Annotated in this window: 19 protein-coding genes, 1 tRNA gene and 1 riboswitch; of the genes, 5 read left to right on the forward strand and 15 right to left on the reverse strand. The window is 48.9% G+C overall.

The window, feature by feature from the left end; all coding sequences use genetic code 11:
• Positions 1-95: 95 nt before the first annotated feature.
• The 5 genes from DWZ40_RS12200 to DWZ40_RS12220 all read right to left on the reverse strand — a co-directional run bounded on the left by DWZ40_RS12200 (position 96) and on the right by DWZ40_RS12220 (position 4,152).
• A tRNA-Gly gene (locus tag DWZ40_RS12200) sits at positions 96-166 on the reverse strand.
• Between the two features lie 136 nt (positions 167-302).
• On the reverse strand, positions 303-662 hold the full coding sequence (locus DWZ40_RS12205; RefSeq protein WP_118543294.1) for a heavy metal-associated domain-containing protein: 360 nt from the start codon (positions 660-662) through the stop codon (positions 303-305).
• A 42-nt stretch (positions 663-704) separates the two neighbouring features.
• Positions 705-911 (reverse strand): hypothetical protein, encoded by a 207-nt coding sequence (locus tag DWZ40_RS12210; protein ID WP_147354191.1) that lies wholly within the window; start codon positions 909-911, stop codon positions 705-707.
• Positions 912-1,113: 202 nt separating this feature from the next.
• Positions 1,114-3,669 carry a heavy metal translocating P-type ATPase gene (locus tag DWZ40_RS12215; RefSeq protein ID WP_118543296.1) on the reverse strand — a complete coding sequence of 852 codons (2,556 nt, stop codon included), beginning with the start codon at positions 3,667-3,669 and terminating at the stop codon, positions 1,114-1,116.
• A gap of 108 nt (positions 3,670-3,777) precedes the next feature.
• On the reverse strand, positions 3,778-4,152 hold the full coding sequence (locus DWZ40_RS12220; RefSeq protein ID WP_118543340.1) for a metal-sensing transcriptional repressor: 375 nt from the start codon (positions 4,150-4,152) through the stop codon (positions 3,778-3,780).
• A 669-nt stretch (positions 4,153-4,821) separates the two neighbouring features.
• On the opposite strand from DWZ40_RS12220, the gene DWZ40_RS12225 reads away from it, so the two are divergent.
• Positions 4,822-5,322: a pyridoxamine 5'-phosphate oxidase family protein gene (locus DWZ40_RS12225; RefSeq protein WP_118543341.1), complete on the forward strand. Its 501-nt coding sequence runs from the start codon at positions 4,822-4,824 to the stop codon at positions 5,320-5,322.
• A 257-nt stretch (positions 5,323-5,579) separates the two neighbouring features.
• Here the strand turns inward: DWZ40_RS12225 and DWZ40_RS12235 are convergent, their stop codons facing one another.
• The 6 genes from DWZ40_RS12235 to DWZ40_RS12260 form a co-directional block, all read right to left on the reverse strand.
• Positions 5,580-9,206, reverse strand: a complete 3,627-nt coding sequence (locus tag DWZ40_RS12235) for an AMP-binding protein (protein ID WP_182431728.1) — start codon at positions 9,204-9,206, stop codon at positions 5,580-5,582.
• A 152-nt stretch (positions 9,207-9,358) separates the two neighbouring features.
• A complete protein-coding gene (locus DWZ40_RS12240) occupies positions 9,359-9,931 on the reverse strand; it encodes a GNAT family N-acetyltransferase (protein WP_118543299.1) in 573 nt (190 codons plus the stop codon).
• A 44-nt stretch (positions 9,932-9,975) separates the two neighbouring features.
• Entirely contained in the window at positions 9,976-10,764 is a 789-nt protein-coding gene (locus tag DWZ40_RS12245) for an ABC transporter ATP-binding protein (RefSeq protein WP_118543300.1), read from the reverse strand.
• Positions 10,761-11,828, reverse strand: a complete 1,068-nt coding sequence (locus DWZ40_RS12250) for an iron ABC transporter permease (protein WP_118543301.1) — start codon at positions 11,826-11,828, stop codon at positions 10,761-10,763. Before DWZ40_RS12250 ends, DWZ40_RS12245 begins: the two co-directional genes overlap by 4 nt.
• A gap of 31 nt (positions 11,829-11,859) precedes the next feature.
• Positions 11,860-12,957, reverse strand: a complete 1,098-nt coding sequence (locus DWZ40_RS12255; RefSeq protein WP_243035327.1) for an ABC transporter substrate-binding protein — start codon at positions 12,955-12,957, stop codon at positions 11,860-11,862.
• Positions 12,958-13,209: 252 nt separating this feature from the next.
• Positions 13,210-13,396: riboswitch (cobalamin riboswitch) on the reverse strand.
• Between the two features lie 36 nt (positions 13,397-13,432).
• Entirely contained in the window at positions 13,433-15,502 is a 2,070-nt protein-coding gene (locus tag DWZ40_RS12260; protein ID WP_118543302.1) for a diguanylate cyclase, read from the reverse strand.
• 387 nt (positions 15,503-15,889) lie between these two features.
• On the opposite strand from DWZ40_RS12260, the gene DWZ40_RS12265 reads away from it, so the two are divergent.
• The 4 genes from DWZ40_RS12265 (at position 15,890) to DWZ40_RS12280 (ending at position 21,134) form a co-directional block, all read left to right on the forward strand.
• Positions 15,890-16,720: a MerR family transcriptional regulator gene (locus tag DWZ40_RS12265; RefSeq protein ID WP_207664513.1), complete on the forward strand. Its 831-nt coding sequence runs from the start codon at positions 15,890-15,892 to the stop codon at positions 16,718-16,720.
• A gap of 91 nt (positions 16,721-16,811) precedes the next feature.
• Entirely contained in the window at positions 16,812-18,182 is a 1,371-nt protein-coding gene (locus DWZ40_RS12270; protein WP_118543304.1) for an MATE family efflux transporter, read from the forward strand.
• Between the two features lie 260 nt (positions 18,183-18,442).
• On the forward strand, positions 18,443-19,807 hold the full coding sequence (locus tag DWZ40_RS12275) for a threonine/serine exporter family protein (RefSeq protein ID WP_118543305.1): 1,365 nt from the start codon (positions 18,443-18,445) through the stop codon (positions 19,805-19,807).
• A 199-nt stretch (positions 19,808-20,006) separates the two neighbouring features.
• On the forward strand, positions 20,007-21,134 hold the full coding sequence (locus tag DWZ40_RS12280) for a 5-methyltetrahydropteroyltriglutamate--homocysteine S-methyltransferase (protein ID WP_118543306.1): 1,128 nt from the start codon (positions 20,007-20,009) through the stop codon (positions 21,132-21,134).
• Between the two features lie 80 nt (positions 21,135-21,214).
• Here DWZ40_RS12280 and DWZ40_RS12285 read toward each other — a convergent pair whose 3' ends face one another.
• From DWZ40_RS12285 to add, 4 genes are read right to left on the reverse strand one after another with little or no spacing between them, the layout of a single operon-like run.
• On the reverse strand, positions 21,215-22,189 hold the full coding sequence (locus DWZ40_RS12285; RefSeq protein ID WP_118543307.1) for an alpha/beta hydrolase: 975 nt from the start codon (positions 22,187-22,189) through the stop codon (positions 21,215-21,217).
• 30 nt (positions 22,190-22,219) lie between these two features.
• Positions 22,220-23,350 (reverse strand): J domain-containing protein, encoded by a 1,131-nt coding sequence (locus tag DWZ40_RS12290; protein ID WP_118543308.1) that lies wholly within the window; start codon positions 23,348-23,350, stop codon positions 22,220-22,222.
• Positions 23,351-23,355: 5 nt separating this feature from the next.
• A complete protein-coding gene (locus DWZ40_RS12295) occupies positions 23,356-23,979 on the reverse strand; it encodes a DUF4317 family protein (RefSeq protein WP_118543309.1) in 624 nt (207 codons plus the stop codon).
• Between the two features lie 60 nt (positions 23,980-24,039).
• Complete coding sequence (gene add / locus DWZ40_RS12300; protein ID WP_243035328.1) at positions 24,040-25,056, reverse strand: adenosine deaminase; 1,017 nt, start codon at positions 25,054-25,056, stop codon at positions 24,040-24,042.
• Between the last annotated feature and the right edge of the window lie 60 nt (positions 25,057-25,116).

Here is a 25,116-nt window from a genome sequence, read left to right on the forward strand (position 1 = left end):
TTATTATAACGCTGTTGATGGAAAATCTCAATAAATTCCAAACAGGCAAAAAAAGAGGGAAATCCGTAAATTCATCGGACTTCCCAAAAAAATAGAGCGGGTGATGGGAATCGAACCCACGTATCCAGCTTGGAAGGCTGGTGTTCTACCATTGAACTACACCCGCGTCTCACGACGAAAGTTATCATATCATAAAATTTTCAAAAATGCAATCACAATTTTTAACAATATTAACATATGACAAGGGCCGTGTGAGTTGCCGAAAGGCAACTCACACGGCCCTATTAAAGTTAATCAAATTGTTATTTGATCGCTTCCACCTTATACCCGGCATCCTCAATCGTTTTTTTGAGCAGTGCTTCATCCAGCTCGCGGTCATAGCTTACCACGGCTTTTTTGCCGTGCAGGCTGACTTCTGCGGATGCACCGTCAATCTTGTTGATGGCTTCGGTGACAGCGTTGACGCAGTGCTCGCAGTGCATGCCGGAAATCTTAACGGTCTTCTTTCCGATGACCGGGTTCTCGAGTTTTTTCTTCTCTGGCGGAAGGCTTCCACCGCCGCCTCCACAGCAGGCTCCCTCGCCTTTAAAATGCTTGATGGTGGATTTTACACCAAAAAGTACAAATACTGCAATGACTAAGATTACAATCATGTCTGTCATAATAGCTTGCTCCCTTCTGTCTTCTTTTTCTGTTCGTTTTTCTTATGAATGAATCTGCTTTTCCGACGGATCTTCCGTTTTCATTTCGCTCATCGGACTTACCTGATGTTCTCTCTGGAATCTGCGGTCTCTCGCCTCATCCAGTTTTTTTCTTACAAATTTTACGAAGAGATAAATGGATACGCCCACTATGTACAGGATGATGCAAAGCACCACCATGTAGCCCATAGAATTTTGTGAATGTGACACGGCTCTTCCTCCTGATTGTTTCGTCTGGATTTCTGACCCAAATCCAGTTTTTTCTTTTTTCAATGTCTGCGGCTGCCTGTGCTTTCCCAGACAGCCGCATGATCTTGTCAGCCGCAACTTAAGCTGTATCATGCATGCGCCGGACGTTTCGCTTTGCTTCCTGTAAAACAGGGAACTTCCGCACATGTCACGTTACTTACGATTACTCTACAGATACCACCTTGTAATCCTGTGCCTCTACAGCCTCTTTCAGCACGCTGTCTGCGACCTCTTTCTCCAGGGTAACGACTGCGGTTCCCTTCTCATGGCTTACCTCTGCGCCGGTTACACCCTCAATACCTTCCAGAGTCTTTTTCACTCTTGCCTCACAGTGACCGCACATCATTCCTTCGATTTTCATGGTTTTCGTCATAGTTCTCTTCTCCTTTTTCTCTTTATGATCAACATGACTTTCATCATGTGGTCTGCTTTGTTTTTTCTTCTTGTCTTTGGATGCGTCATACATCTTGAACAGGTTCAGACGCAGAGCATTGGTTACCACGCAGAAGCTGGAAAGGCTCATAGCCGCCGCGCCGAACATCGGATTTAACTTCAGTCCAAACAGCGGATACCAGATTCCGGCTGCTAACGGGATTCCGATCACATTGTAGAAAAATGCCCAGAACAGGTTCTCGTGGATGTTACGCAGCGTTGCGCGGCTTAAGCGGATTGCTGCCGGGACATCGCTTAACCGGCTCTTCATCAGAACCACGTCGGCCGCATCGATCGCGATATCGGTTCCTGCGCCGATGGCGATTCCGATATCGGCACGGGTCAGGGCCGGAGCATCGTTGATGCCGTCTCCAACCATGGCTACCTTGCCCTGTTCCTTTAAAGAACGGATGACACTTTCCTTGCCCTCCGGAAGTACTCCGGCGATGACTTCATCCACACCGGCCTGTGCGCCGATGGCTTTTGCCGTGCGCTCATTGTCTCCGGTCAGCATCACCACACGGATGCCCATGTTCTGCAGTTCTTTCACGGCACGCGGACTGTCTTCCTTGATGACATCGGCCACCGCGATCATACCAAGAAGCTTCCCGTCCCGGCTGAAATACAGCGGAGTCTTTCCAGCTTCTGCCAGCTGATCTGCCGTTTTCCGGATCTCACCGGATACGGATGCAACGCTGCTGATAAAGGTGAAGTTTCCGCCGCAGAGTTCGCTGCCCTCGTAAATGGCAGAAAGGCCATTGCCCGGAAGGGCTGCGAAGTCTTCCACCTCGCCTGCGGTAATGCCGTCTGCCTCTGCACGCTCGTTGATAGCACGAGCAAGCGGATGCTCGCTCTTCTTTTCCAATGCATAAGCCAGTTTCAGAAGTTCCTGCTCACTGTCTGCCTCTGCCAGGACCATATCGGTCACCTTCGGCTCACCGCTTGTAATGGTACCGGTCTTATCCAGTGCCACGATATCCATCTTGCCAGCTTCCTCTAAGGAAACTGCAGTCTTAAACATAATGCCATGCTTCGCGCCCATGCCGTTTCCTACCATAATGGCAACCGGAGTCGCAAGACCCAGCGCGCAAGGACAGCTGATGACCAGCACGGAAATGCCGCGTGCCAGAGCAAAACCAATGCTCTGTCCGGCAAACAGCCATACCAGCGTGGTCAGCACTGCAATGGTGATGACCGTCGGCACAAACACACCGGATACCTTATCAGCAACCTTTGCAATCGGCGCCTTGGTCGCTGCTGCATCGCTGACCATCTGGATGATCTGGGAAAGAGTGGTATCCTCGCCGACTCTCGTTGCTTCACAGCGGATAAAGCCGGACTGATTCACGGTTGCGGCAGACACACTGTCTCCCACCGTCTTATCGACCGGAATGCTCTCACCGGTCAGGGCCGCCTCATTTACGGCACTGCTGCCCTCTAACACCACACCGTCCACCGGAATGTTCTCACCCGGGCGGACCACAAAGACATCGCCCTTCTGGACTTCCTCGATGCCAACGGTAACTTCTTCGCCGCCGCGCACCACCACCGCCGTCTTCGGTGCCAGCTTCATCAGGCTCTTCAAGGCATCCGTTGTCTTGCCCTTAGAGCGGGCCTCCAGCATCTTTCCGACTGTGATCAGTGTCAGGATCATGGCTGCGGACTCAAAATAAAATTCATGCATGTAGCTCATGACCGCATCTGCATTGCCCTTTACCTGGGCGTCGGTCATGGCAAACAGTGCATAGGTACTGTAAACAAACGCTGCCATGGAACCAAGCGCCACCAGCGTGTCCATGTTCGGCGCTTTATGCCAGAGGCTCTTAAATCCGCTGAGAAAGAATTTCTGGTTGATGACCATGACAATGGCAGTTAAGATCAGCTGGATCAGTCCCATGGCCACATGGTTTCCATCGAAAAACTTCGGAAGCGGCCATCCCCACATCATGTGACCCATGGAAAAATACATGAGCACGATCAAAAATCCCAGGGAATACCAGAGCCTGCGCTTTAAGACCGGTGTCTCATGGTCCTTTAATGCTTCCTCCGCATCCAGCGCCTGCGCTTTGACTGCTCCGTCTTTTCCGGTACCTTTTAACGATGCACCGTATCCGGCTTTCTGCACTGCCGAAATGATATCAGCTGCACTTGCTGTCCCCTCCACTCCCATGGAGTTGGTCAGAAGACTAACCGAACAGGATGTCACGCCCGGCACCTTGGAAACCGCTTTTTCCACGCGGCTGCTGCAGGCTGCGCAGCTCATCCCGGTTACTGTATATTGTTCCATATTGCTTGCAAATTCCTCCTTCTTTGTTTCTATCTCAAAAACACCTTACAGCGTTTTCGCTCTCCATTTTTTTCCTGCACCGTTTCTATGGCACTCAGACTACGGCTATTACTTCATCAGACGCTGCAAAACTTTCAGCAATTCGTCAATCGTCTCATCATGTCCTTCGCGGATGTCATTCGCCACACAGGTACGCAGATGATTCCCTAAAAGCACCTTGTTAAAGCTGTTGAGCGCTGCATTCGCCGCTGCCACCTGGATCAGAATATCCGGACAATAGGCATCCTGCTCCACCATATTGCGGATTCCGCGGATCTGCCCTTCGATGCGGTTCAGGCGGTGAATCAGGTCCTTGTATTCCTTTTCGGAACGCTCTTTCTTTTTATGACAGCAGCAGCACTTTTTTTCTTCTTTTTGCTCAAGTGCATCTGCCTGTTCTTTGGGAACTTTCTCTTCCTTTGAGACTATCCCTTCTATTGACATTTTCTCTTCCATTGAAATTTTCTCTTCCATTGAGGCTGTATTGTCCATTGGAGTTGTCTCTTCCATTTGGCATCTGGTTTCCATTGGGGTTGTATCTTCCATGTAATTCCACCTTTCCTGTTATGCTGCGGTTCACGCATGCGCGCCCGGCAGTCCTGTTATCATGCCCGATTTTTGGTCTGTCATGCAAAGCATAGACAACCATCTGCCGCTGTCAGGACGAATGTATCCGATCATTTTCCATACGGTTATGTCTGATACGATCCATCCGCCTCACATACCCCCATGGGGTATATTGAGTATAAAAAAAAACTTCCACTCTGTCAATAGGCATCGTGAAGTTTTTTTCTCAACAAGGATTCGCACTGTACGATAATCCCCTTTCAATCCATTTCAAATTGGCAAATCTCCTGCCAAAAACACCACAAATCCAGCATCAACAAATTGACACCCTGCCTAAACCCGTTTATAATAAATACGATTATTTGTTGTTTTCGCAGCATGCAAACAGCAATGAATGTTCTGCCGCCGGGTAGAATCAGCATTACACTCGATGTACATCGTCAGGCCTTAGAAGATGTACAGGCGGGTGTTTTTTCGTTTTTGCAGCCAGAAAGCTACAGAACCGTTACGCATTTTTTATTATCATTCAGAAAGGTGGAATTTATGATGTTTCGTGAAATGAGAAGAAAAAAACAGCAGTTATCAGAAGAAGAAACTCTTGAAATTTTAAGAACCGGAAAGACGGCCATCCTTGGACTTTCCGGAGATGACGGATACCCCTACACCGTACCGGTGAACTATGTTTACGCAGATGGCAAGATCTATTTTCACGGTGCAAAAACCGGTCACAAGATTGACTCGATCAAACGAAACAGCAAAGTCTCCCTCTGCGTCATCGAAAAAGATGACATCGTTTCTGAGGAACTGACCACGTACTTTAAGAGCGTGATCCTGTTTGGAACTGCCCGGATTCTGGAAACCGAAGAAGAAATTTTTCACGCCGCAGAAGTATTCGGTCTGAAATACAATCCGAACCAGGAAGCTGTCGATCAGGAAATCCACCGGGAATGGAATGCGCTGTGCTGTGTGGAGATTAGCATTGACTATGTAACCGGGAAGGAAGCAATTGAACTGACACGGGCCAGAAAACAGGAAAGTCTTTCCTAATCTGCTGGTCTAAAAAGCTTTTTCTGATACATAACGCAAGACAGGGGCTACTGCAAAATGCAGTCCGGCACTTTCCCATATCGTTGTACGCTCGCATTCACCGATATGTTAAAAATTCTGGACTTCATTTTGCAATAGCCCCTGTTGATTTTTTTATTTTTGAGACAATTCAGAATGCCTTCCAAGCCGATAACGCAGCAAACCTTGCTCATCTCCACAGATTTTAAATAAGCAGCCGGTCCGCTCCAATATGGCATTTACACGTTTCTTTGTATCACAATCTCCGCCGGCACATGTGCCTTTCCGCACTGCGCCTCTACATAAGCCTTCAGCGCATCTTCGTCCTGCTCCATGGTTCCTTTGACTTCGGCTGTCAGAAGCAGTTTGTTGCCCTCTGCGTAGCGGACATACGCTTCTGCCTCTTCCACACCCGGGATCTGCATCAGCACAGTTTCCAGCTGATGCAGGTCATGGAAATGACGGCCAGTCAGTCCCTCCTGCATGATGGTTCTGCCGCCCTGCTCCAGAAAATCCAGGGAACCGTCCGGCAAAATTCTTGCGATCCGGCCAGTATCATACAGCTTTCCAGGGCCGTACGGGTTTGTGATCTCATCTAAGCAGGTTTCCGGCTTGTGATCCATCACATACAGCTCTCCCCAGGCTCCAAACGGCTTCTTCTTGCAGTTCTCATCAAAGACATACACCTTGATCTGCTTTTTTCCATCGACACCGCTTACCAGCTGTCCTCTGGCTTCCTGGTTCAGTGCTTCCACCAAAATCGTGTAATGCAGCGGGAAGAGCTTGTCCGGCAGATGCCGTTTTAAGCGGCGCACCAGTGTTTCCTCCTGCATGGCATCCATCAGACATTCCATCACTTCCATAAAGTTCTGAAGCTGAAGGGTGTCAAACCGGTTCTCCCAGTAACGCAGTTCATAGTAATAACCGCGATCATCGGTAAATACCTGCAGATGGAACGGCAGGGAATCTAACTGCAGATGTTCCCGCTTCGCCGGATACCCTCCCACGGTATTTAAGTTCACAATGTCACCCTGATACTGGAAGAACATCTCGTCCGCATGCAGGTTCGATATGTAACAGCGCATGGTATCCATGATCTGTTTTCCGTTTTTCTTTAGCAGCTCCGGCACGGTCTGGTCTATTTCCTCCGTGCAGCGGAAGAAATACGTCAGAAACAGCGGACCCGCCAGACGGTTCCAGCGGCTGTCGGTTCTTCCACTGTGAATCGAGGAAGAAACCGTGTCCTTTTCATTGCTGAACAGACCAATACTCAAGTTATACGCAGTCAGGAAAAAGACATTCTCCGACACTCCGTATTTTTTGCAGAATGCCGTAACGTTTTTCCGGTTCAGGCTCTCAAAACGGCCTTTTAACACAGCATCTACTCCATGCTCCAGATGATAGCAGTCCTTCCGGGCAAGGATGCTTTTTCTTACCTTGAAATCCTTCATCAGGCCGCGGAAATATTCCTCATTTTTCGCACGCAGTCCTCTTGCATCCCGGTCTTTTTCATCCAGGATGTACTCGTAAAACGTATAGGTTTCCGGCTCTACCGCCTTGCCCAGATACAGCTGGTTTAAGTCCTCCAGCAGCACATTCATGGTCATGCCATCGCCGATGATATGGGCAATGTCAAAGAAGAAATAGTTTGCGGAATCAGTCTGGTAAATGCCAATGTGGAACAGGTTTTCTCCCTCGCCGTACAGATACGGATACAAAAGTCCCTTCCGCGTCTCCTCCCACTGGGCATCCCCAAGCTTCACGACCGGAATCTCAATCTTACGTTTATCATCGCGGAACATCTGGTAACGGCCCTCGGACATCTGGATGATGGCCTTTAATTCCGGATGCACCTCAAACAGCTGCTCCACCGCAAATTTCAGGCGGCGCAGGTCGGTACGCTCATCCAGCTTGTAGAAAAACGGCAGGTTTGCCGTGGTATTTCCACGCATAACATAGGCAAAATACAGCTGCAGGTTGGTCAGCGGATATACCGGGCGCACCGTGTAATCCACCTGGTCTTTTCCTGCTCCATCCTTTGCAAATGCCTCCAGCTTCAGAACCGTTGCATGCTGCACCAGATCATCCAGCGTCATGGAAATCTTTAAAATCTGGTACAGATCTGTCAGCAGCATAACGCTTCCAAGGGAGTCCAGACCAGCCTCATAGAGTTCCGTATCAATGCCAAAACGGCGGTGTCCCAGAACGCCTGCAATACACTCATAGATCTGCTTCTGAAACTCCGTTTCCGGCATACGCAGGTTCTTTTCACTCTGTTCCTCAGCCTTTTTTCCTTCCAGATACTGGTTGCGGATGATCTTTTTCGAAGAGGTTTTCGCAAACGGGACCTCCCGGATACTGCTGCGCAAAATGCGCTTAAAGGTCGGCAGCTCCTCATTGTGTTTTTTGATGATCTGGGCCACGGTTCCCTCAATATCGGTGATGTTCGCAGCCTCCGCATACTTGTAGTTCGGGTACACCTCCGCGCAGATCCTGTCATCTGCCCCGTACACCAGAATATCCTCAATCAGACGCTCATCTTCAAAGAGATTTTCCAGTTCCTCCGGTGCCACATTCTCACCATTGCTTAAGATGATCAGGTTCTTTTTCCGGCCGGTCAGGTATAAAAAGCCCTCTTCATCGACATGACCAATATCGCCCGTGCAAAGCCATCCATCTGGCGTGATTGCTTCCGCCGTCTTATCCGGCTCCTTATAATATCCCATCATGACAGACGGGCTCTTTACCTGGATCTCGCCATCCACGATCCGCACCTGGCAGCGGTCCACGATACGGCCAACCGATGCGATCTTATCCGGTCTCGTCCAGTCCGGGGAAGAAATCTTCGGGGAACACTCCGACATGCCGTAGCCCTGTGCAATGGCAATGCCAAGACGCTGGTAATTCGCTGCCAGATCCGGTGCCAGGTAGCCGCCGCCGCTGATGATCTTGTGAAGTCTTCTGCCAAGCACCTGCTCCTTCACCTTGCGGACCGGGATTTCCGGGTGCTGGCGGTTCAAGATTGCAATGCGGTTATACAGTGCTTTCGCCATCATCGGAACCATGCGGATGACCGTCGGCTCAAACAGCAGAATATGCTCTGCCAGCTTCTTCATATCGCGGTTTAAGCAGAGGATCCCGCCATAACGCATGACCGTAAACACATCACCGTTTAAGCAGAAAACATGGTGGATCGGCAGGACATTTAAATAGATTTCATTCTCTGGATGATTGGTGTCCGTGGTACAGAAGTTATTATCCATCAGGTTGCCGTTAGACAGCATCACGCCCTTCCCGCGCCCGGTCGTACCGGAAGTAAACAGGATCATGGCGCACTCCTCCGCCTTCGCATCTGACTCCACCTGTCTGCCTTCGTATGCCTTCAGGATCTTATCGGAACAGTTTACATGCTTGCCATGCTGCAGTGAAATATACTCCGTCACATTCGGGCAGACATCCTGCACCTGCTCCGTGATCGGATGAAAGTCCCAGTCATAAAACAGCACATCCACATCCGAACGGTTCAGACAATCCGCCAGCTTCTCCGCATTGAGCTGTACATCCAGCGGAATTCCCGTATCACCGCCGCTCATAACCCCAAGCAGCACCGCCAGATAATGGTGACTGCTGACACCGAGAATGCCGACCTTCAGCTTATGCCCCACCTCGGCCCGCTTCTCCCTGGTCCAGGCCGCGATCGCATCGCACTCCTTCGCAAACTGCTCGTAAGTAACACGGAAAACCTCTCCGTTTTCTTCATATTGTAAAAATACCCGGTCCTTATGCTCCGCTGCCGCATTGTGCACCAGCGCGTGGACCGTTCTTGTAGACTCGTAGGTGATCATACCATTCCTTTCATGGAGCAAATGTACTCCTGTGGATCCCACTTTCCGGGGTTGGACGCATCGACGATACATTTTCAAGATCCCGCAAATTAAAAATGAGACAGATTTTTAGTATCTGTCTCAAATATAGCACTGCACAGTTTTTGTGTAAACCTTTTGACCAGTTCGAATTTTTAAACGAAAGAGCCTGGCTCACACTTGTAAACACGCTGATAAAGACTTTTTTGAATCTGCTCGAATTCTTCCTGCGACACAGCCTTTCCGTATGTCATGATACGAAGCGGCACCGGAGATTTTCCCTTGGAAATCGGCGGCTGCATGTACGAATAATCATTAAAAACAAAACCATTGCGCTCATAAAAGCCAATACGTCTGCGTGCCAATTCGGCGTCTGGAAGTTCCACCTCCAGGCAAACCGGCTTTTTACTAAGTTTTACCAGTTCCTGAAGCATACCGGAGCCTGTCCCGCTGTTACGAAGCTTCGGATCTACTGCAAAATGTTCCACAAAGATAAACTCAACGAATTCCCACACTGCAAGAAAGCCGGCAGGCTTGTCTTTCAAAACACTATCAGAAACTTGTGATTCCAAGCTTTCCGATGAAATTGACATATAATAAATGCCATACTCCGGCTCTTCGAATAGAGCAAGCTGTTCTTCATATGGACGGTACTCATCATCAGGGAAGCTGGCTTCCATAATACGGTAAATTTCTGGAAATTGCGATAATACCATTCGCTGCAACATAGTAAATTCTCCTAAATCATTCCTATTTTGTAAAATTTCTGCTGTTACTTACAAGCTTTTTTCCTCACCCATCCCGGCAGATAATAAATCTGAATCTTCCCGGTCACATCATTTTTCGTAATCTGCGCTTCGATTCCAAAATACTTCCGGATGTTTTCCTGCGTCAGCACCGCTTCCGGTGTCCCACTGTCCACGATCTTTCCCTGATACAAAAACAGGATCCGGTCACAGTAAAGTGCTGCCAGATTTAAGTCATGAATCGAGGAAAAGACGGTGACATTCTGCCCGCGCAGAATATCCATGATCTGGTACTGGTAGCTGACATCGAGGTGGTTGGTCGGCTCATCCAGCACGATATAGCGGCTTTCTTGCATCAGTACACGGGCCAGCAGAACACGCTGTTTTTCCCCACCGGAAAGGCTTAAATATGAGCGGTTTTCATAGCCAGTCAGGCCGACTTCCCGCAGGCATTGTTCGCACAATTCCCGGTCTTTTGCGGTGTCACCTTCCAAAAATTTCTTGTGTGCGTAGCGGCCAAACATGACCATATCCCGCACGGTAAAGTCAAATTCCAGCTGGTTTTCCTGTGCCATGACAGCCAGTTCTCCCGCCATTTTCTTCGCAGAAAACTCTGTAATATCTTTGCCGTCTAAAAAGATCGTGCCGCCTTTTGGCTTATACGTACGGTAAATATGCTTTAACAGCGTGGACTTTCCGCAGCCGTTCGGTCCCACAAGTCCCACAAACTCTCCATCCCGGATTTCCAGGGAAATCTGCTTTAGGATCTGGTCATTTCCAATCTGGTAATCCAGATTTTTTACATATAAACTCATCGGCCCACACTTCCTTTCCGGATCAGATAGAGGAAGAACGGCGCACCGAAAAATGCCGCGATCACACCGATCGGCAGTTCTTCCGGCGCAATGATGACGCGGGAGATCAGGTCCGCGATCATGGCGAACAGTCCGCCTCCCAGGATCGATACCGGGATCAGCCGCTTATGCACGGAACCTACAAATCCGCGCATGATATGCGGCACGACCAAGCCTACAAATCCGATCACGCCGCTGACCGAAACGACCACGCCGGTGAGCACCGTGGAAGCCAGAATGATCAGCAGTTTGATGCGTCTGGTGTCAGCTCCCAATGTCTCTGCCACATCATCACCAAGCAGCAGCACATCCAACTCCCTGGAAACTAAAATGATAAGGATCATGGTCACAGCCGCCACGATAAAGACGTATTTTACCCGGCTCCAGGTAGCACCGCTTAAGGAACCCACCATCCAGTACAGCGCCATTTTTGTCTTGTCCGAACCGTTGTTGAATCCGTACACGATCAGGTTTGTGGTCGCGGAAAACAACGCAGAAGTGGCAATTCCGGCTAAAACCAGCTGCGTGGAGGTAATCCTGCCCTTCAGGGAGGCGATGCTCAAGGAAAGGCATATGGCCGCTGCCGCTCCCAGCGTTGCGCCAAAGATTACCGCATAGCCGCCCAGAAAGCTGAACCACCCCAAAATGATCACACTGACCGCACCGGCAGAAGCACCGGAGGAAATGCCCAGCACATACGGATCTGCCAACGGGTTCTTCGTCAGCGCCTGCATCAGCACACCGCAAAGCGATAATCCGGCTCCCACGATAAAGGCCATGATCACGCGCGGAAAGCGGATATTCCAGATGATATTTTCCGTTTTCTGCTCCCAGGTAACCGGAAACAGATCACTTCCCGATGCCTTATTTACGATGATCTTTAAGATTTCATCCGGCGACACATGGATGGCTCCAAGTGTCACGGAAATGGTTGTGACGAACGCGATCAGAAGCAGGACAATCAGGAGTGTTACGGCAAAACGGCCCGTTTTCCGTCCATTGTTTTTACTGATTTCTGATTTCATTTTCTGTTTTTTTCTCCTAAAACGGGGCCAATTAGAATTTGTCCGGATACAGCTGCTTTGCGATCTCTTTGACAGCCTCTGCAGAACCTGCAGAACCCTGCATATCACTGCAGCATGCAGAGTAGATCTTGCCCTCTTTGACAGCTCTTAAATCCTTGGTGAACTCGTTGGTCTCCAGGAAATTTTTCTTCTCAGAAATGTCTCCGGTGTAGTCCAGGATCAGGATCACATCCGGGTCGCGCTCTACAACTTCTTCCCAGGAAGGAGTTGCCCAGCCAGCCTCAATGTCATCAAAAATGGAGATTCCGCCAGCCAGTTTGATGATGTCGCCCGGCATACCCTGACATGCGGTAAACGGTGCATCCTCACCGGAATCATAAGCAAATACGGTAACCGGATTCTGGTAAACATCCTCACCGAGAGTATCTTTTACTTCCTGAAGGGTGTCCTTCATTGCCTGGATCTTCTCAGAAGCAACATCCTCTACCTGGAAGATTTTTCCTAAGGTCTCATAGTCCTTGTAAAGATCCTCAAAGGTTGCCTGATCGGAGCATACGTATGGGAAATACATGGCAATTCCGTTTGCATCACAGAACTCTTTTCCGAAGTTTTTATCAGAAAATACAGAGTCCCAGCCCATCAGGAAATCACAGCCGGTAGCTGCAAGCTCCTCTTTGGACAGATTGGAAATGCCCTTTCCTGCCTCCAGAAGCTGCGGCACCTTGTCTCTTGCCGGATACTGGGAAACCGTACTCCAGCAGCTTCCCTTCGTGTAACCAACCATCTGGTCTTCCAGTCCCAGATCAAAGAAGAAATCTGCCATCTGATCACCGGATGCCACAACAGCAGATAGCTTTTTGGTAAAGGTATATTCTACATTTTCACCCAGACCAGAACGCTGCAGGTTTAAGGTAATGGTAACCGGCTCGTAAGCTTCCTCTGCACCATCTGTCTTTGCCTCATCAGCTTTGGATTCTTCGGTTTCTGCCTGTTTCGATTCTTCAGTACTGCTCTCAGCAGCAGTCTCTGCCTTGGAAGCAGTATCTGCATTTTTTGCGCCGCAGCCAGCTACCAGGCCTGTCATCATGCAGGCAGCCATCGTGAATGTTACCAGTTTCTTGTTTCTCATAATTGTTTTCCTCCTGATGTTGAAAATGAGTAAAAATTAATTTTCTGTACACCCATGCAGGAATGTGATGCAAAAACATAACTTGCCCTATCGCAATGTCATATAAAAAAGAAAAAGCACCATTCAGCCTATCCAACGATAAACCGAATGATGCACCGTATTTTGCATCCAGGGGACACGTTTATTCCTGTTCACACATGCGTGTCAAACAGCAGACTTTCCCCTTGTTTCCCTTGCCATGTCATGGACCGTGACAGCAAAAGTGGAAAAAGCAGGTCTTCTGGCTTGCGCGGCAATGTTGTCCGATTTCTTCCCATAATGATACAGTGAAATGCAGACTGCCTTTTATGCGCTTACAGCGGCGGCACCGCACGGGACTTCCACCCGTTTCCCTTTTCACCGGTCCCAAACGACCGACACTGATTCCGCAGCATAGTTTACGACATACAGGCTGAAACTGTCAATACAAAACCTGTTATTTTCTACTTTTCCCTTTCAGTTCTTCTTCCACCTGGGTCAGGCACTGGATCAGCAATGGATTGAATGCCCCGCACTCCCCATTTTTGATCATTGCAATCGCAGTCTCATGGGAAAACGCCTGCTTGTAGCACCGTTCACTGGTGAGTGCATCGTAAACGTCAGCCATGGATACCAGCTGTGCACTGATCGGGATCTTATCTTCTTTCAGTCCATCCGGGTATCCGCTTCCATCCCATCGTTCATGGTGCCAACGGGCAATTTCATAGGCTGTCTGCAGCAGCGGTTCTTTCTCAAAGTTCTCCAGCTTCTGGAGCATCTCGGCTCCCATCATGCTGTGCGTTTTCATGATCTCAAACTCTTCCTTTGTCAGTCTTCCCTGCTTATTCAAGATTTTCTCATCCACTGCGATCTTGCCGATATCGTGCAGGGCAGAAGCCAGTGGAATATTTTCCTTTTCTTGCGACGTGAGCTTGTATTGATCCGTGATCGCAGTCAGACAATTTAACAGAAGCTCTGTGATTCTGCGGATGTTACGCACATGAGAGCCGCTTTCCCCATTTCGAAATTCCACGATCTGGCTCAACACCCCAACCAGCATGGACGTATTGTGCTCCTGCTTACGGATCTGCCTGGACACCAGCTGCACCAGACGCCGCTGCTTTTCATAGAGCTTGATGGTATTTGCCACACGGCGGTACACGATCCGCGCATCGAACGGGCGGTTCACATAATCAGAAGCTCCAAGCTCATAAGATTCACGGATCACCACCTCCGAGTCATCGCTGGAGATCATGATGACCGGAATATCTTCGATGATATGGTTTGCATTCATGGCTTTCAATACCCCAAACCCATCCAGTTTCGGCATATTGATATCCAAAAGTATCAGCGCGATCTGTTTTTGATTCTCATATAAGATTTTCAATCCTTCCTGACCGTCTTCTGCCTCCATGATCTGGTAATCGTCACTTAAGATTGCAGCAAGCAGCTCCCGGTTTAACTGGGAATCATCCACGATCAGGATCTTCTGGTGTTCCCGGCTGGAGGCAGCGCCATGTGCCAGACTCTGTTCCTCTTCGCTGCCCTCCACGATCACCTTGTTTTTATGACGCTTTGCCTGGTACATCAGGCGGTCTGCCCGGCAGACAACTGCTTCCATCGGCTCTGCAAGCGTCTGCATGGCACCTCCGATACTCATGGAAAGCTGAATATGCGCATACCCTGGAACACTGGCATGGTATACCTTTTCGCGTACCTGATCCAGCTTTGCCTGGAAGAAATGAGACGGAATCCCGACTAAAACCAGCAAAAATTCATCACCGCCATAGCGGATAAACATATCTCCCGTGCGGATGCAGGCGCGGACCGCTTTCGCCGCAGTTTCCAGGGCACGGTCTCCCGCCTGGTGACCATAGGTATCATTATAGATCTTAAAATCATCCAGATCCATCAATGCCACACCGGAAGGACCGGTAAAATCATGCACAACTTCTTCATAATAACGGCGGTTATAAGCACCGGTCAGCGCATCGAGGTACAGCTTGGTATTGTATACCTTTTCCACCTCCAGCAAAGCTTCCAGCTTCTGCGTTTTCTGCTCCAGCTGTGCTTTATATTGTTTTAAGCGGTGCTGCTCCGTGCGGTCCAGCACATAATTTACCCCCAGGATATCGCCCGTTTTCTCATCTTCAAACATCGCCAGATGATCCTCTGCCAGCATCGGCTCGTAGGTCGCCGTCCTCGTCCAATACGTGAAGGAAATATGGCGTTCCCCCTTTCGGTAACGCGCCAAAAGACTTTCCCGGTCCAGAACATCCAGAAAATCCTTTCGTCCTTCTTCCGGGATCGTCAGGGCCCACTGCGCCACGATCTCTGTAAAGCTGGAATTTTCCGGCATTCCAAGCTGTTTATTTAAGTCATAATTTACCCCGTCCACGACCTGATGCATGACACCTGGGATCAGGTTCTTCGTGAGGTTGATGCTGCAGTAACCATCTGCAATCGCAAAAACAGCTTCTTCCAAAAAACGGTTATTTAAGTCCATATGTTTCTCTTTTGTTTCCATGTTCTGATACACTTTCTATATTTAGGCGCAATATAATAGTATTATAACACAGCCTCAACATCCTACGCGATATGCTTGGCAGATTTATGGCGAAACTTGTCGATTTTGAGCATAACTATCCATAAAATTCCGTCCAAAAAGACCGGTGAAACTGGCTTTTTTCCAAGTTTCACCGGTCTTTCCATTCCTGTTTCTTCTATATAAATATTCCCAATTATTGTCAATTAGTTCTCTTTATTTTTATTCCGTATTGAAAAATTTTGTTTTATTACTTTTTCTCTTGACTCTATAATCATTGTAGTGTTTATAATAAAAAACGTGCAATACAAAATGCAGCAGCATATAAAACTCATCAAAAAAACTTTGCAGTACAGAAAGGTCCTGCCTATGGATAAAAAAAATTTGTTTTCAATCGGAGAAGTGTCGAAATTGTTTCATCTCAGTGTCAGCAGCCTGAGACATTATGAAACGATCGGTCTGCTCACACCGGAATACATTTCCCCAGATTCCGGCTACCGCTATTACGGTACCGAACAGTTTGAAATTCTCAATACCATACGCTATCTGAGAGCCCTGGATATGTCGCTGGCTGAGATCATTGATTTTTTGCAGAACCGGGATATTTCTTCCATCGAAGAGAAACTGCTTCATCAAAGGCAGATCGTTCTTGAAAAACAGGAAGCGTTAAAACGCATCGAACGAAAAATCGAGCATCGCCTGAACTGGCTTTTAGACGCACAAAGTGTCCCACTTGATACCATCTCCCTGATTCAGCTGCCAGCAAGCCGGATCGTATGGATCGATGATTCCCTAAAAACCGGCGAACCGCTCGATATGGAAACCAATTTGAAGAAGCTCGACGAATCCCAGTCCGAAGCACTGATCTTCCTTGGCAAAGTCGGAGTCGGCATTTCCTGCGAACATCTATTGAGTCATCAGATTACTTCGTACGATGGAATCTTCCTCATGCTGGAGCAGGAGGATCTCTATCGCGGCAGCACACTCACACTGCCGGAAACGCTGGCTGTGCGGATCCGCTTTCACGGGCAGCATACCGAAGCACCGCAAGAGTACCGGAAGCTGCTGGACTATATTTCCATGCACAAAATGCAGATTACCGGCTTTTCCCGCGAAATCACGCTGATCGACTACGGTGTCACAAACGACACGGACAAATTTGTAACCGAAATCTGCATTCCAATACAGTGCAATGCGTAATGACTGTTCACGAACGCATGGAGCTTAACTATTCACAGATTAAAAAGCTATCAGCCTGTAAAACCTATTTTCAATCAAAGGAGACATATTCATGGAACACAATTTAACAACTGGAAGCGTGCCGAAAACCATCCTGCTGTTCTCGCTTCCGTACTTTCTTTCCTATTTTTTGCAGACGCTTTACGGAACTGCCGACCTGTTCATCATCGGTCAGTTTAACGGGGTCAGTGCTACCACGGCCGTTTCCATCGGAAGCCAGGTCATGCACATGCTTACTGTCATGATCGTCGGACTGGCCATGGGAACAACCGTCATGATCGGACGTGCCGTCGGAGCCAGTGACCGCAAACAGGTCAACCGGTCCATCGGCAATACCGTAACGCTGTTCATGCTGCTTTCCATTTGCCTTACCGTAGTTTTGCTGTACTTTGTAAAGCCGATCGCAGCAATCATGTCCACTCCGCAGGAGGCCGTGAAGGACACCATCATCTACTTAACGATCTGCTTTATCGGCATTCCATTTATCACGGCTTACAACATCATCAGCTCCATCTTCCGCGGGATGGGAGACTCGAAAAGTCCGATGTATTTCATCGCCATTGCCTGTGCGTTTAACATTGCCCTCGACTACCTGTTCATTGGAGCACTGCATATGGGGCCTGCCGGTGCAGCACTTGGCACTACCCTGTCCCAGACGATCAGCGTGCTGGTCTCCCTGACCATGGTATTCCGTAAAAAAATGATTCCGGGCTTTCATGCAGCTGATTTAAAACCGGTCAGAGCGGTTATGGGAAATCTTTTAAAGATTGGCTTTCCGATCGCCATGCAGGACGGATTCATTCAGATCGCATTCATCGTGATCACCATCATTGCCAACCGCCGTGGCTTAAACGATGCAGCGGCAGTCGGTATCGTGGAAAAAATGATCAGCCTGTTTTTCCTGGTCCCGTCCTCCATGCTCTCCACTGTCTCCGCACTCTCTGCCCAGAATATCGGTGCCGGAAAGCACGAGCGGGCAAGCCAGACGCTGCTTTGCGCCATGAGTATTACCGTTTTCTACGGGATTGTGATCTCCGTACTCATGCAGTTTCTGGGTGGCTCGGCAGTCCATCTGTTTTCGGATAACGCCGATGTGGTCCGTCTCGGCAGCCAGTATCTGCACAGCTATATCTGGGACACCATTTTTGCCGGGATTCACTTCTGCTTCAGCGGATATTTCTGCGCGTATGGCCTTTCCGGTATTTCCTTTATGCACAACCTGGCGGCCATTATCTGCGCACGTATTCCGATTGCTTACCTGGCATCCAGACAATACCCGGACACGCTGTTCCCGATGGGATTTGCCGCACCAGCCGGTTCATTTCTGTCTGTGATCATCTGCACCGGCGCGTTTATGTGGATGAAGCATGGGAAACACGCAGAAAAACTCTTCACAACTTCCCGACAGACCAATCATGATTAAAGAGCACGCCCTACTTATATAAATTATTTGATTGAACAGAATGTGGCAGAAAGCCGCATGGATTATGAAACCAGGGGAGGGCTGCGGGTGGAATAGCAGATTTTTTCGAAAATCAAGCCATACAAATTTTATATAATCACTATATCAATGATACTGTTTTCATATTGTACACACAACGGTATAATCTCTTTGAGAAAAATATGTCACTGTTTACGGGCAGCGCAAACAGCAGCAAAAATACCAGAAAAGAGTGAGTACCGATGATAAATAATCCCTTCACAACCGGTCAGCCGCAGGCCTATACCGACATTATGGAAAAAAATCACATGGAAATTCCATGGCATGCTTATGCAGATGCAGACAGCCACGTGCTGATCGCAAAAGCCGGATTGATTGAAAAAGCATCCGTCATCGGTCGGGTTGGGCTGATCATGCTTTCCTGCGGAACCGGAGCCTGGCGTGTCCGCACTTCCATGAACCGGCTTTCCAGAGAACTGGGGGTTACGTGCGCGGTAGATGTTGGTCTTATGTCCATTGAATTTAACTGTTTTGACGGTCATGACTGTGTTTCCCAGTCACTGTGCATCGCCAACACCGGAGTCAACACAGCCAAACTATACCGCATGGAGCAGTTTGTTGACAGTTTTCCGCACGAGGAAGCGCACCTGACTGGAGAAGAAATCCACAAGTGCCTGGATGAAATCGAGAGAATTCATGCGCTTTACTCTCCGCTCCGGCTGGGTCTGGCGGCCGCCATCGCCTGCTGTGCTTTCACCTTTCTGCTTGGCGGAGGTCCTGTGGAAATGATCCTTGCCTTTCTTGCAGCCGGAATTGGAAACCTCATCCGCACCAAATTGATCAAGCATCATTTTACCCTCTATATGAATATCGCGGTCTCCGTATCCGCAGCATGCCTGGTCTATGCCCTGCTGCTGAACCTGGCCGAACTTATCTTTCATATACCCGAATTTCATGAGGCTGGATACCTGTGTTCCATGCTTTTCATCATCCCTGGATTCCCGTTTATTACCAGCGGGATCGACCTTGCAAAGCTTGATCTGAGATCCGGTCTGGAACGGCTTACCTATTCCATCATCATCGTTGTTGTGGCAACCATGTTTGCCTGGATCATGGCACTTCTTCTCAACCTGCATCCGCAGGATTTTTCTTCCATGAATCTTGCCCCGGGTCTTCACCTGCTGCTAAGACTGATTGCCAGCTTCTTTGGTGTGTTTGGCTTCTCCATTATGTTCAACAGCTCCATCCCGATTGCTGCGACCGCCGCCATCATAGGCGCCATCGCCAATACCCTCCGTCTGGAGCTTGTGGATCTTGCCGGTGTACCAGCTGCAGCCGCCGCATTCAGCGGTGCGCTCACGGCAGGACTTTTGTCTTCCCTGATCAAAAAATACAATGGTTATCCGCGGATCTCTCTTACCGTTCCATCCATCGTAATCATGGTTCCGGGGCTTTATCTGTACCGGGCAATCTACAACTTTGGCATCATGTCGCTGACCGAAGCAGTCTCCTGGTTCGCCGCTGCGATCATGATCATCATTGCTTTGCCTCTTGGACTGATCTTTGCCCGGATCATAACCGACAAAGCATTCCGTTACTGCACGTAACCAAATTTCCAATAAAATCAACAGGCTCTCCCCTGCCACCGCCTCGATATGTCAGACAACAAAAACAGCGATTCGCTATAGTTTTATCCTATGGCAAACCGCTGTTTTCCCATATTTTACAAATTCCCTGCTTGTCCGTACAATAAATACATCAATTCCAAACTGCAAATGGAAAAACAATCGAAAAGGAGCATTCCCCATGAGCAATTTCTATACACCATTCCGTTATGATTACGTAGGCAGCTTTTTACGCCCGGAATCCGTAAAAGAGGCCAAAAAACAGTTCGAAGAAGGCAAGATCAGCAAAGATCAGTTAGACACCGTGATCAACGATGCGATCCGCGATGTTGTGGCAAAGCAGAAGGCTGCCGGTTATCATGTGATCACCGATGGAGAATTCCGCAGAACCTACTGGCATCTAGACTTTATGTGGGGTTTTGAGGGTGTTGCCCACAAACAGAGCGGTTCCGGCGTACCGTTTCACGCAGAGCTTGCAGCAGTTGAAGATACTTATCTGGTTGGCAAGGTAAAAGCGAAAGCACATCCTTTTGTAGAGTACTTTAAATTCTTAAAGCAGTTCGAGGATGAGAATACCGTTGCAAAATATACCATTCCGGCTCCAGCCCAGATGTTCCAGCAGATGATCGTTCCGCTAAACCTGGAAAGCACCAGAAAGTTCTATCCGACCAACGAAGAACTGATCCATGACATCGGTGTCGCTTACCAGGACGTGATCCGTCAGTTTTATGAAGCCGGATGCCGCAACCTCCAGTTCGACGACTGTACCTGGGGCGCAGTCGTAGGCGATGCTGCCAAACTGCGTTACAGTGCTCTCGGTCTTAATCTGGACGACGTAAAGACCGAACTTTTGAAAGTCAACAATCTGGCGCTGGAAGCAAAACCGGCCGACATGGTGATCAACTCTCACATCTGCCGCGGAAACTACCACTCTACCTTCTTTACCAGCGGTCCGTATGACTCCGTTGCAGATTATGTTTTCGCCCAGGAACACGTTGATGCCCTCTATCTGGAATATGACGATGAGCGTTCCGGCGGCTTCGCTCCGCTCGCAAAGGTAAGCCCGGACAAAAAAGTGGTACTTGGTCTGATCACAACCAAATCCCCGAAGCTTGAGGACAAGGAGACCGTAATCCGCCGGATCCATGAAGCTGCCAGATATATCCCGCTCGACCGCCTGTATCTCAGCCCGCAGTGCGGCTTCGCATCCTGCGAAATTGGCAATAAGCTCACCGAAGAAGAGCAGTGGGCAAAACTGGCTCTGGTCAAAGAAATTGCTGAGGAAGTCTGGCGCAGTGAATGTTTGTAAAATCATTGAAGCCCTCAACCGTGTTGCCGCACAGTTGAGGGCTTCTTCTTGTTTATTATCCTGGCCAAGCATCCAGTCGGCTATTCTTTGTCGTCCTCATGCTTACTGTCTAGCCATTTTCCTAACCACTCAAATATATCTTTAAACACCTCTTCCCGATTCACCTCATTCAGCACTTCATGTCGTGCCCCTGGATATAACTTCATTGTGATATCTTCCACTCCAATTTTCTGATACAGCTTCACCAGCTTTTTGACACCTTTCCCCTGCTCTCCCACCGGGTCCTGGTCACCGGACAGGATCAGATACGGAATCGTTTTCGGAATATATCCGTCTTGTTCTGCCTCTTCTGCAGCGCGGATCTCATGGAAAAAGTCCCGGTATCCTCCTGCCGTAAAGATAAAATTACAGACTTCATTGTGCAGAAAACGGTCTACATAACGCTCGTCCCTGGTCAGCCAGTCATAATGTGTCCGGATCGGCCAGAATTTCCGGCTGTAATTTCCAATCGACATTTCATACAGCAGACGGCTCCGATAATGATTTCCACATAATTTTCCAAACATCATCGCTAGCATTTCGCCGGTAAACACAAGGCCGGGAGATGGAAAACCTGTGCCTAACAGGATCACGCCATCCGGTTCTGCCCCCGGATAGGCCGCCAGATACCGTCTGGTCAGAAAAGAACCCATACTGTGTCCCAACATCACATGCTTTGCATGTGAGAACCGTTTGGCTCCGTAGCTGGCAATGCGGTGCATATCACGAATCAGGAACGTTCCACCCTGATGTTCCCCGAAAAATCCCCGTTCTTCTTTGCACGGCGCTGTTGAGCCATGTCCAAGACAGTCATGCCCGATCACGGCAATGCCATGCTCTGCCAGAAAAGATGCAAATTCTCCGTAGCGGCCCATGTGCTCATTCATCCCATGTACCAGCTGTACCCAGAGCCGAATCTGCGGCTGCTGTCCATTTTTTAATTCCGGCATCCACTCCACACAATGCAGCCTGTTTTTCCCGTCACTGGACGGCAGGTAAAATTCCCGTTTCTTCATTATATAATATCACCCCAACTTTCCCGAAGATCAAAAGTTCAAAATCTTTGCAATTTCAAGATTCGTATCACTGTCAGCATGCCACGATAGCTCCGGTTCCATACGGAAATACAGATCAATCTCTGCCATAGTCTGGCGTCTTCCATTCTTTCGCACCGCCTTTTTCTGCCGCACCACCATTTTTATCTGGCCTTTCCGTTTTTTCAGAAGCGGAATCAGACAGAAATACAGCCAGTCCTCTTTCAGCGAAAGGTGACCCAGACTCATTTCTTCCTGCGTCTTTACCATGATCTTATTTCCCTGAAATGACTCTGGAAACAACCAGTCTCCCTCATTTAACGCATCCAGCCGTTTTCCAAATGTTCCATACGGCCCTGAGCCAAGAAATGCCTGAAAATGGTAGATCACACGTCCATTCTCATCGGTCTGTTCTGGTTTTGCCAGACGCTTCAGCGTCTTGACCGGATGAAGAAACTGTCCTGCCAGAAGAGGGATCAGCTGCGCCTGACGCGCAAATCGTTCTTCGGCACTGATACCCATTTTCCCTTTTCCAGATGTCAGCCACGCTTCCTCCGCCTGTTCCAGCAGTTCCTTTGACGCATGATGAAGACTGGTCAGAAACAAAGAAAAGGTCTCTTCTTCCGGATTCCAGAAATACCGTCCCCGGGCTGCTTTATAGTAAAGCGGTGTTTCCGTCTCGGTTTTCATACTGTAATGGCAGTAAATATTACGCTCACAAAACGCAGATTCATTCTCCTCGCCATTCTGGTACGGAGCCCATTTTTCGCGATCTGAAGCAGAGTTTTGCTGATATTCCTGCTTCCAGTTTTGTTCAGGATACCCACCTGCCTGTTTTTGTCCACTGTGTCCCTTCGCTGAATTCGTTCCACTACGTTGCTGTTTCTCAAAGCAGCTCTGCACACTCCCCCATTTTCCCTGCTCCGAAATTTCCCGTAGAACCTGATATGCCTCATTGATTTCCTGGGAACGCCGCACATATTCCTGACGGATTTCCTCCGGCTGATCCCGGTCCACCGCATCTGGGTGAAAAGTTCCCATCAGCTTCCGGTACTTCTTTTTGGCTGTATCAAAATCATCTTTCTCGGACAGATTCAGAATCCAGACCGCCTGCTGCAACTTCATCTTGTTTCGACTGGTCATGGCACTTAACCCTTTAGCATCCAGGCGCCAAGATCCCGGTGCACACGCGCTGGATCCTTCTCAAAAATATTCACAAAATTCAGTGCTGCGCCGCGCTCTTTAAATGCCGGATACAAAAATCCAAACTCTGCCTCTCCCGGCTCATACTCCCCAGCCAGCGGACTGACGGTCAGGATCAGATACTCATAAATCTCCTCGGATCCCTCCAGCCACTCTTTATCACTTCCCTTTACCGGTACATCGTACCGTCCGTGGAAGAGAAAGACCGCATACGGGTAACTCGGCTGGAAATGTTCTCCAAAGACCTCATAAAATAAATCCAATGATGCATCATTCTTCATGCCGTCTTTTTTGATAGCGTTAAGGAGCTGCCACAATCCGCCCGGTTTTCTTGCGCCGTCCGGAATGCGGTATTCTTTTAACTGTTCATTGGTACTGGAAAACAGTACAGACTTGGCAAGATTTAAGTTTTTTGTCCGCTCCGGCACAGACAGTTTCAGGAAATTGGTATTGAAGGTTCCATCCACATAGCCTTCCTCGTCAAAATATGCCCCAGCGATCCGCCCAATCGACGAACGCGCCAGTGTCATGCGTCTGGTCAGTTCCAGCATATCCTCCCGATTAATCATAGGAATCTCCCCTCTTTTTGCAAATCGTAAAATCCACATCTGATTCGTAAAAAGTATCCGTTATTCACAGTTATTTTCATATGCCGCAAGAATTTTCTCCCGCAGCATCTTCTTCGTTTCCTCACTCGCAAATGCCGCGTCTGCCGCATTCAGCAACAATTTCTTTTCCTGTGCTTTTGTCAATCCAAACTCGCGCCTCAGATATTCAAATTCTTTTGACAGGCAGGTCCGCTCAATTCCCATATCATCCGTATTGACCGTAACCCGGATTCCACTTTCCAGGAAAGGAATCAGTGGATACTGTTTCATATCCGGGATTGCGTGTGTCTGGCGGTTGCTGGTCGGGCACATTTCCAGGGTAATACCGCTCTCTCGGATCTGCTCCACCACGCTCTCATCCTCGGTACTGCGCACCCCGTGACCGATCCGCTTTGTTCCAGTCTGGATTGCAGTACGCACACTCTCCGGTCCTGCTGCCTCTCCTGCATGAACAGTAAACGGGATTCCCATTGCCTTTGCCTTTTCAAACAGGCCGAGATATTTCTCCGTCGAAAACAGTGCCTCTGCCCCGGCAAGATCCATAGCCGTCACACCATGATCCTCAACCAGATATTTCTTAGCCAGCATCAGAGTTTCTTCATTTTCCTTGTCATTGTCCTCGCCGCGCATGCAGCATAAGATCAGGTTTGCCGGAATCGGAGCTATTTTCAGTCCTTCCAATGCCGCCTGCACCGCCTCTTCCTGGGGCATACCGCCCATCGTATGAAACTGCGGCGCAAAACGAAGCTCCGCATAGATCACGCCATCCGCTGCCATGTTCTCCAAAACCAGTCTCACCGCATTCTTTAATCCTTCCGGTGTCTGCATCAGCTTCCCCGGTAGGTCAAAGCACTGCAAAAAGTCATTCAAGCTCTCGCAGGACTCTGGCACTGATAAGAGCGCCAGAAGTTCTTCCTCCTTGTCCGTTGGCAACGCGATATTCTGCAGAGCAGCCAGTTTTTTCGCGATATCTACCGTAACGCTTCCATCCAGATGGGCATGAAGATCGATCAGACAACCTCTATTTTCCTTATTCATAAACATTCCACCTCATATACAAATTCAAAAATGATTCATCCTTGCAGGGATCAGACTACC

Source organism: Clostridium sp. AF32-12BH, assembly GCF_003477935.1.
Classification (GTDB): Bacteria; Bacillota; Clostridia; order Lachnospirales; family Lachnospiraceae; genus Brotaphodocola.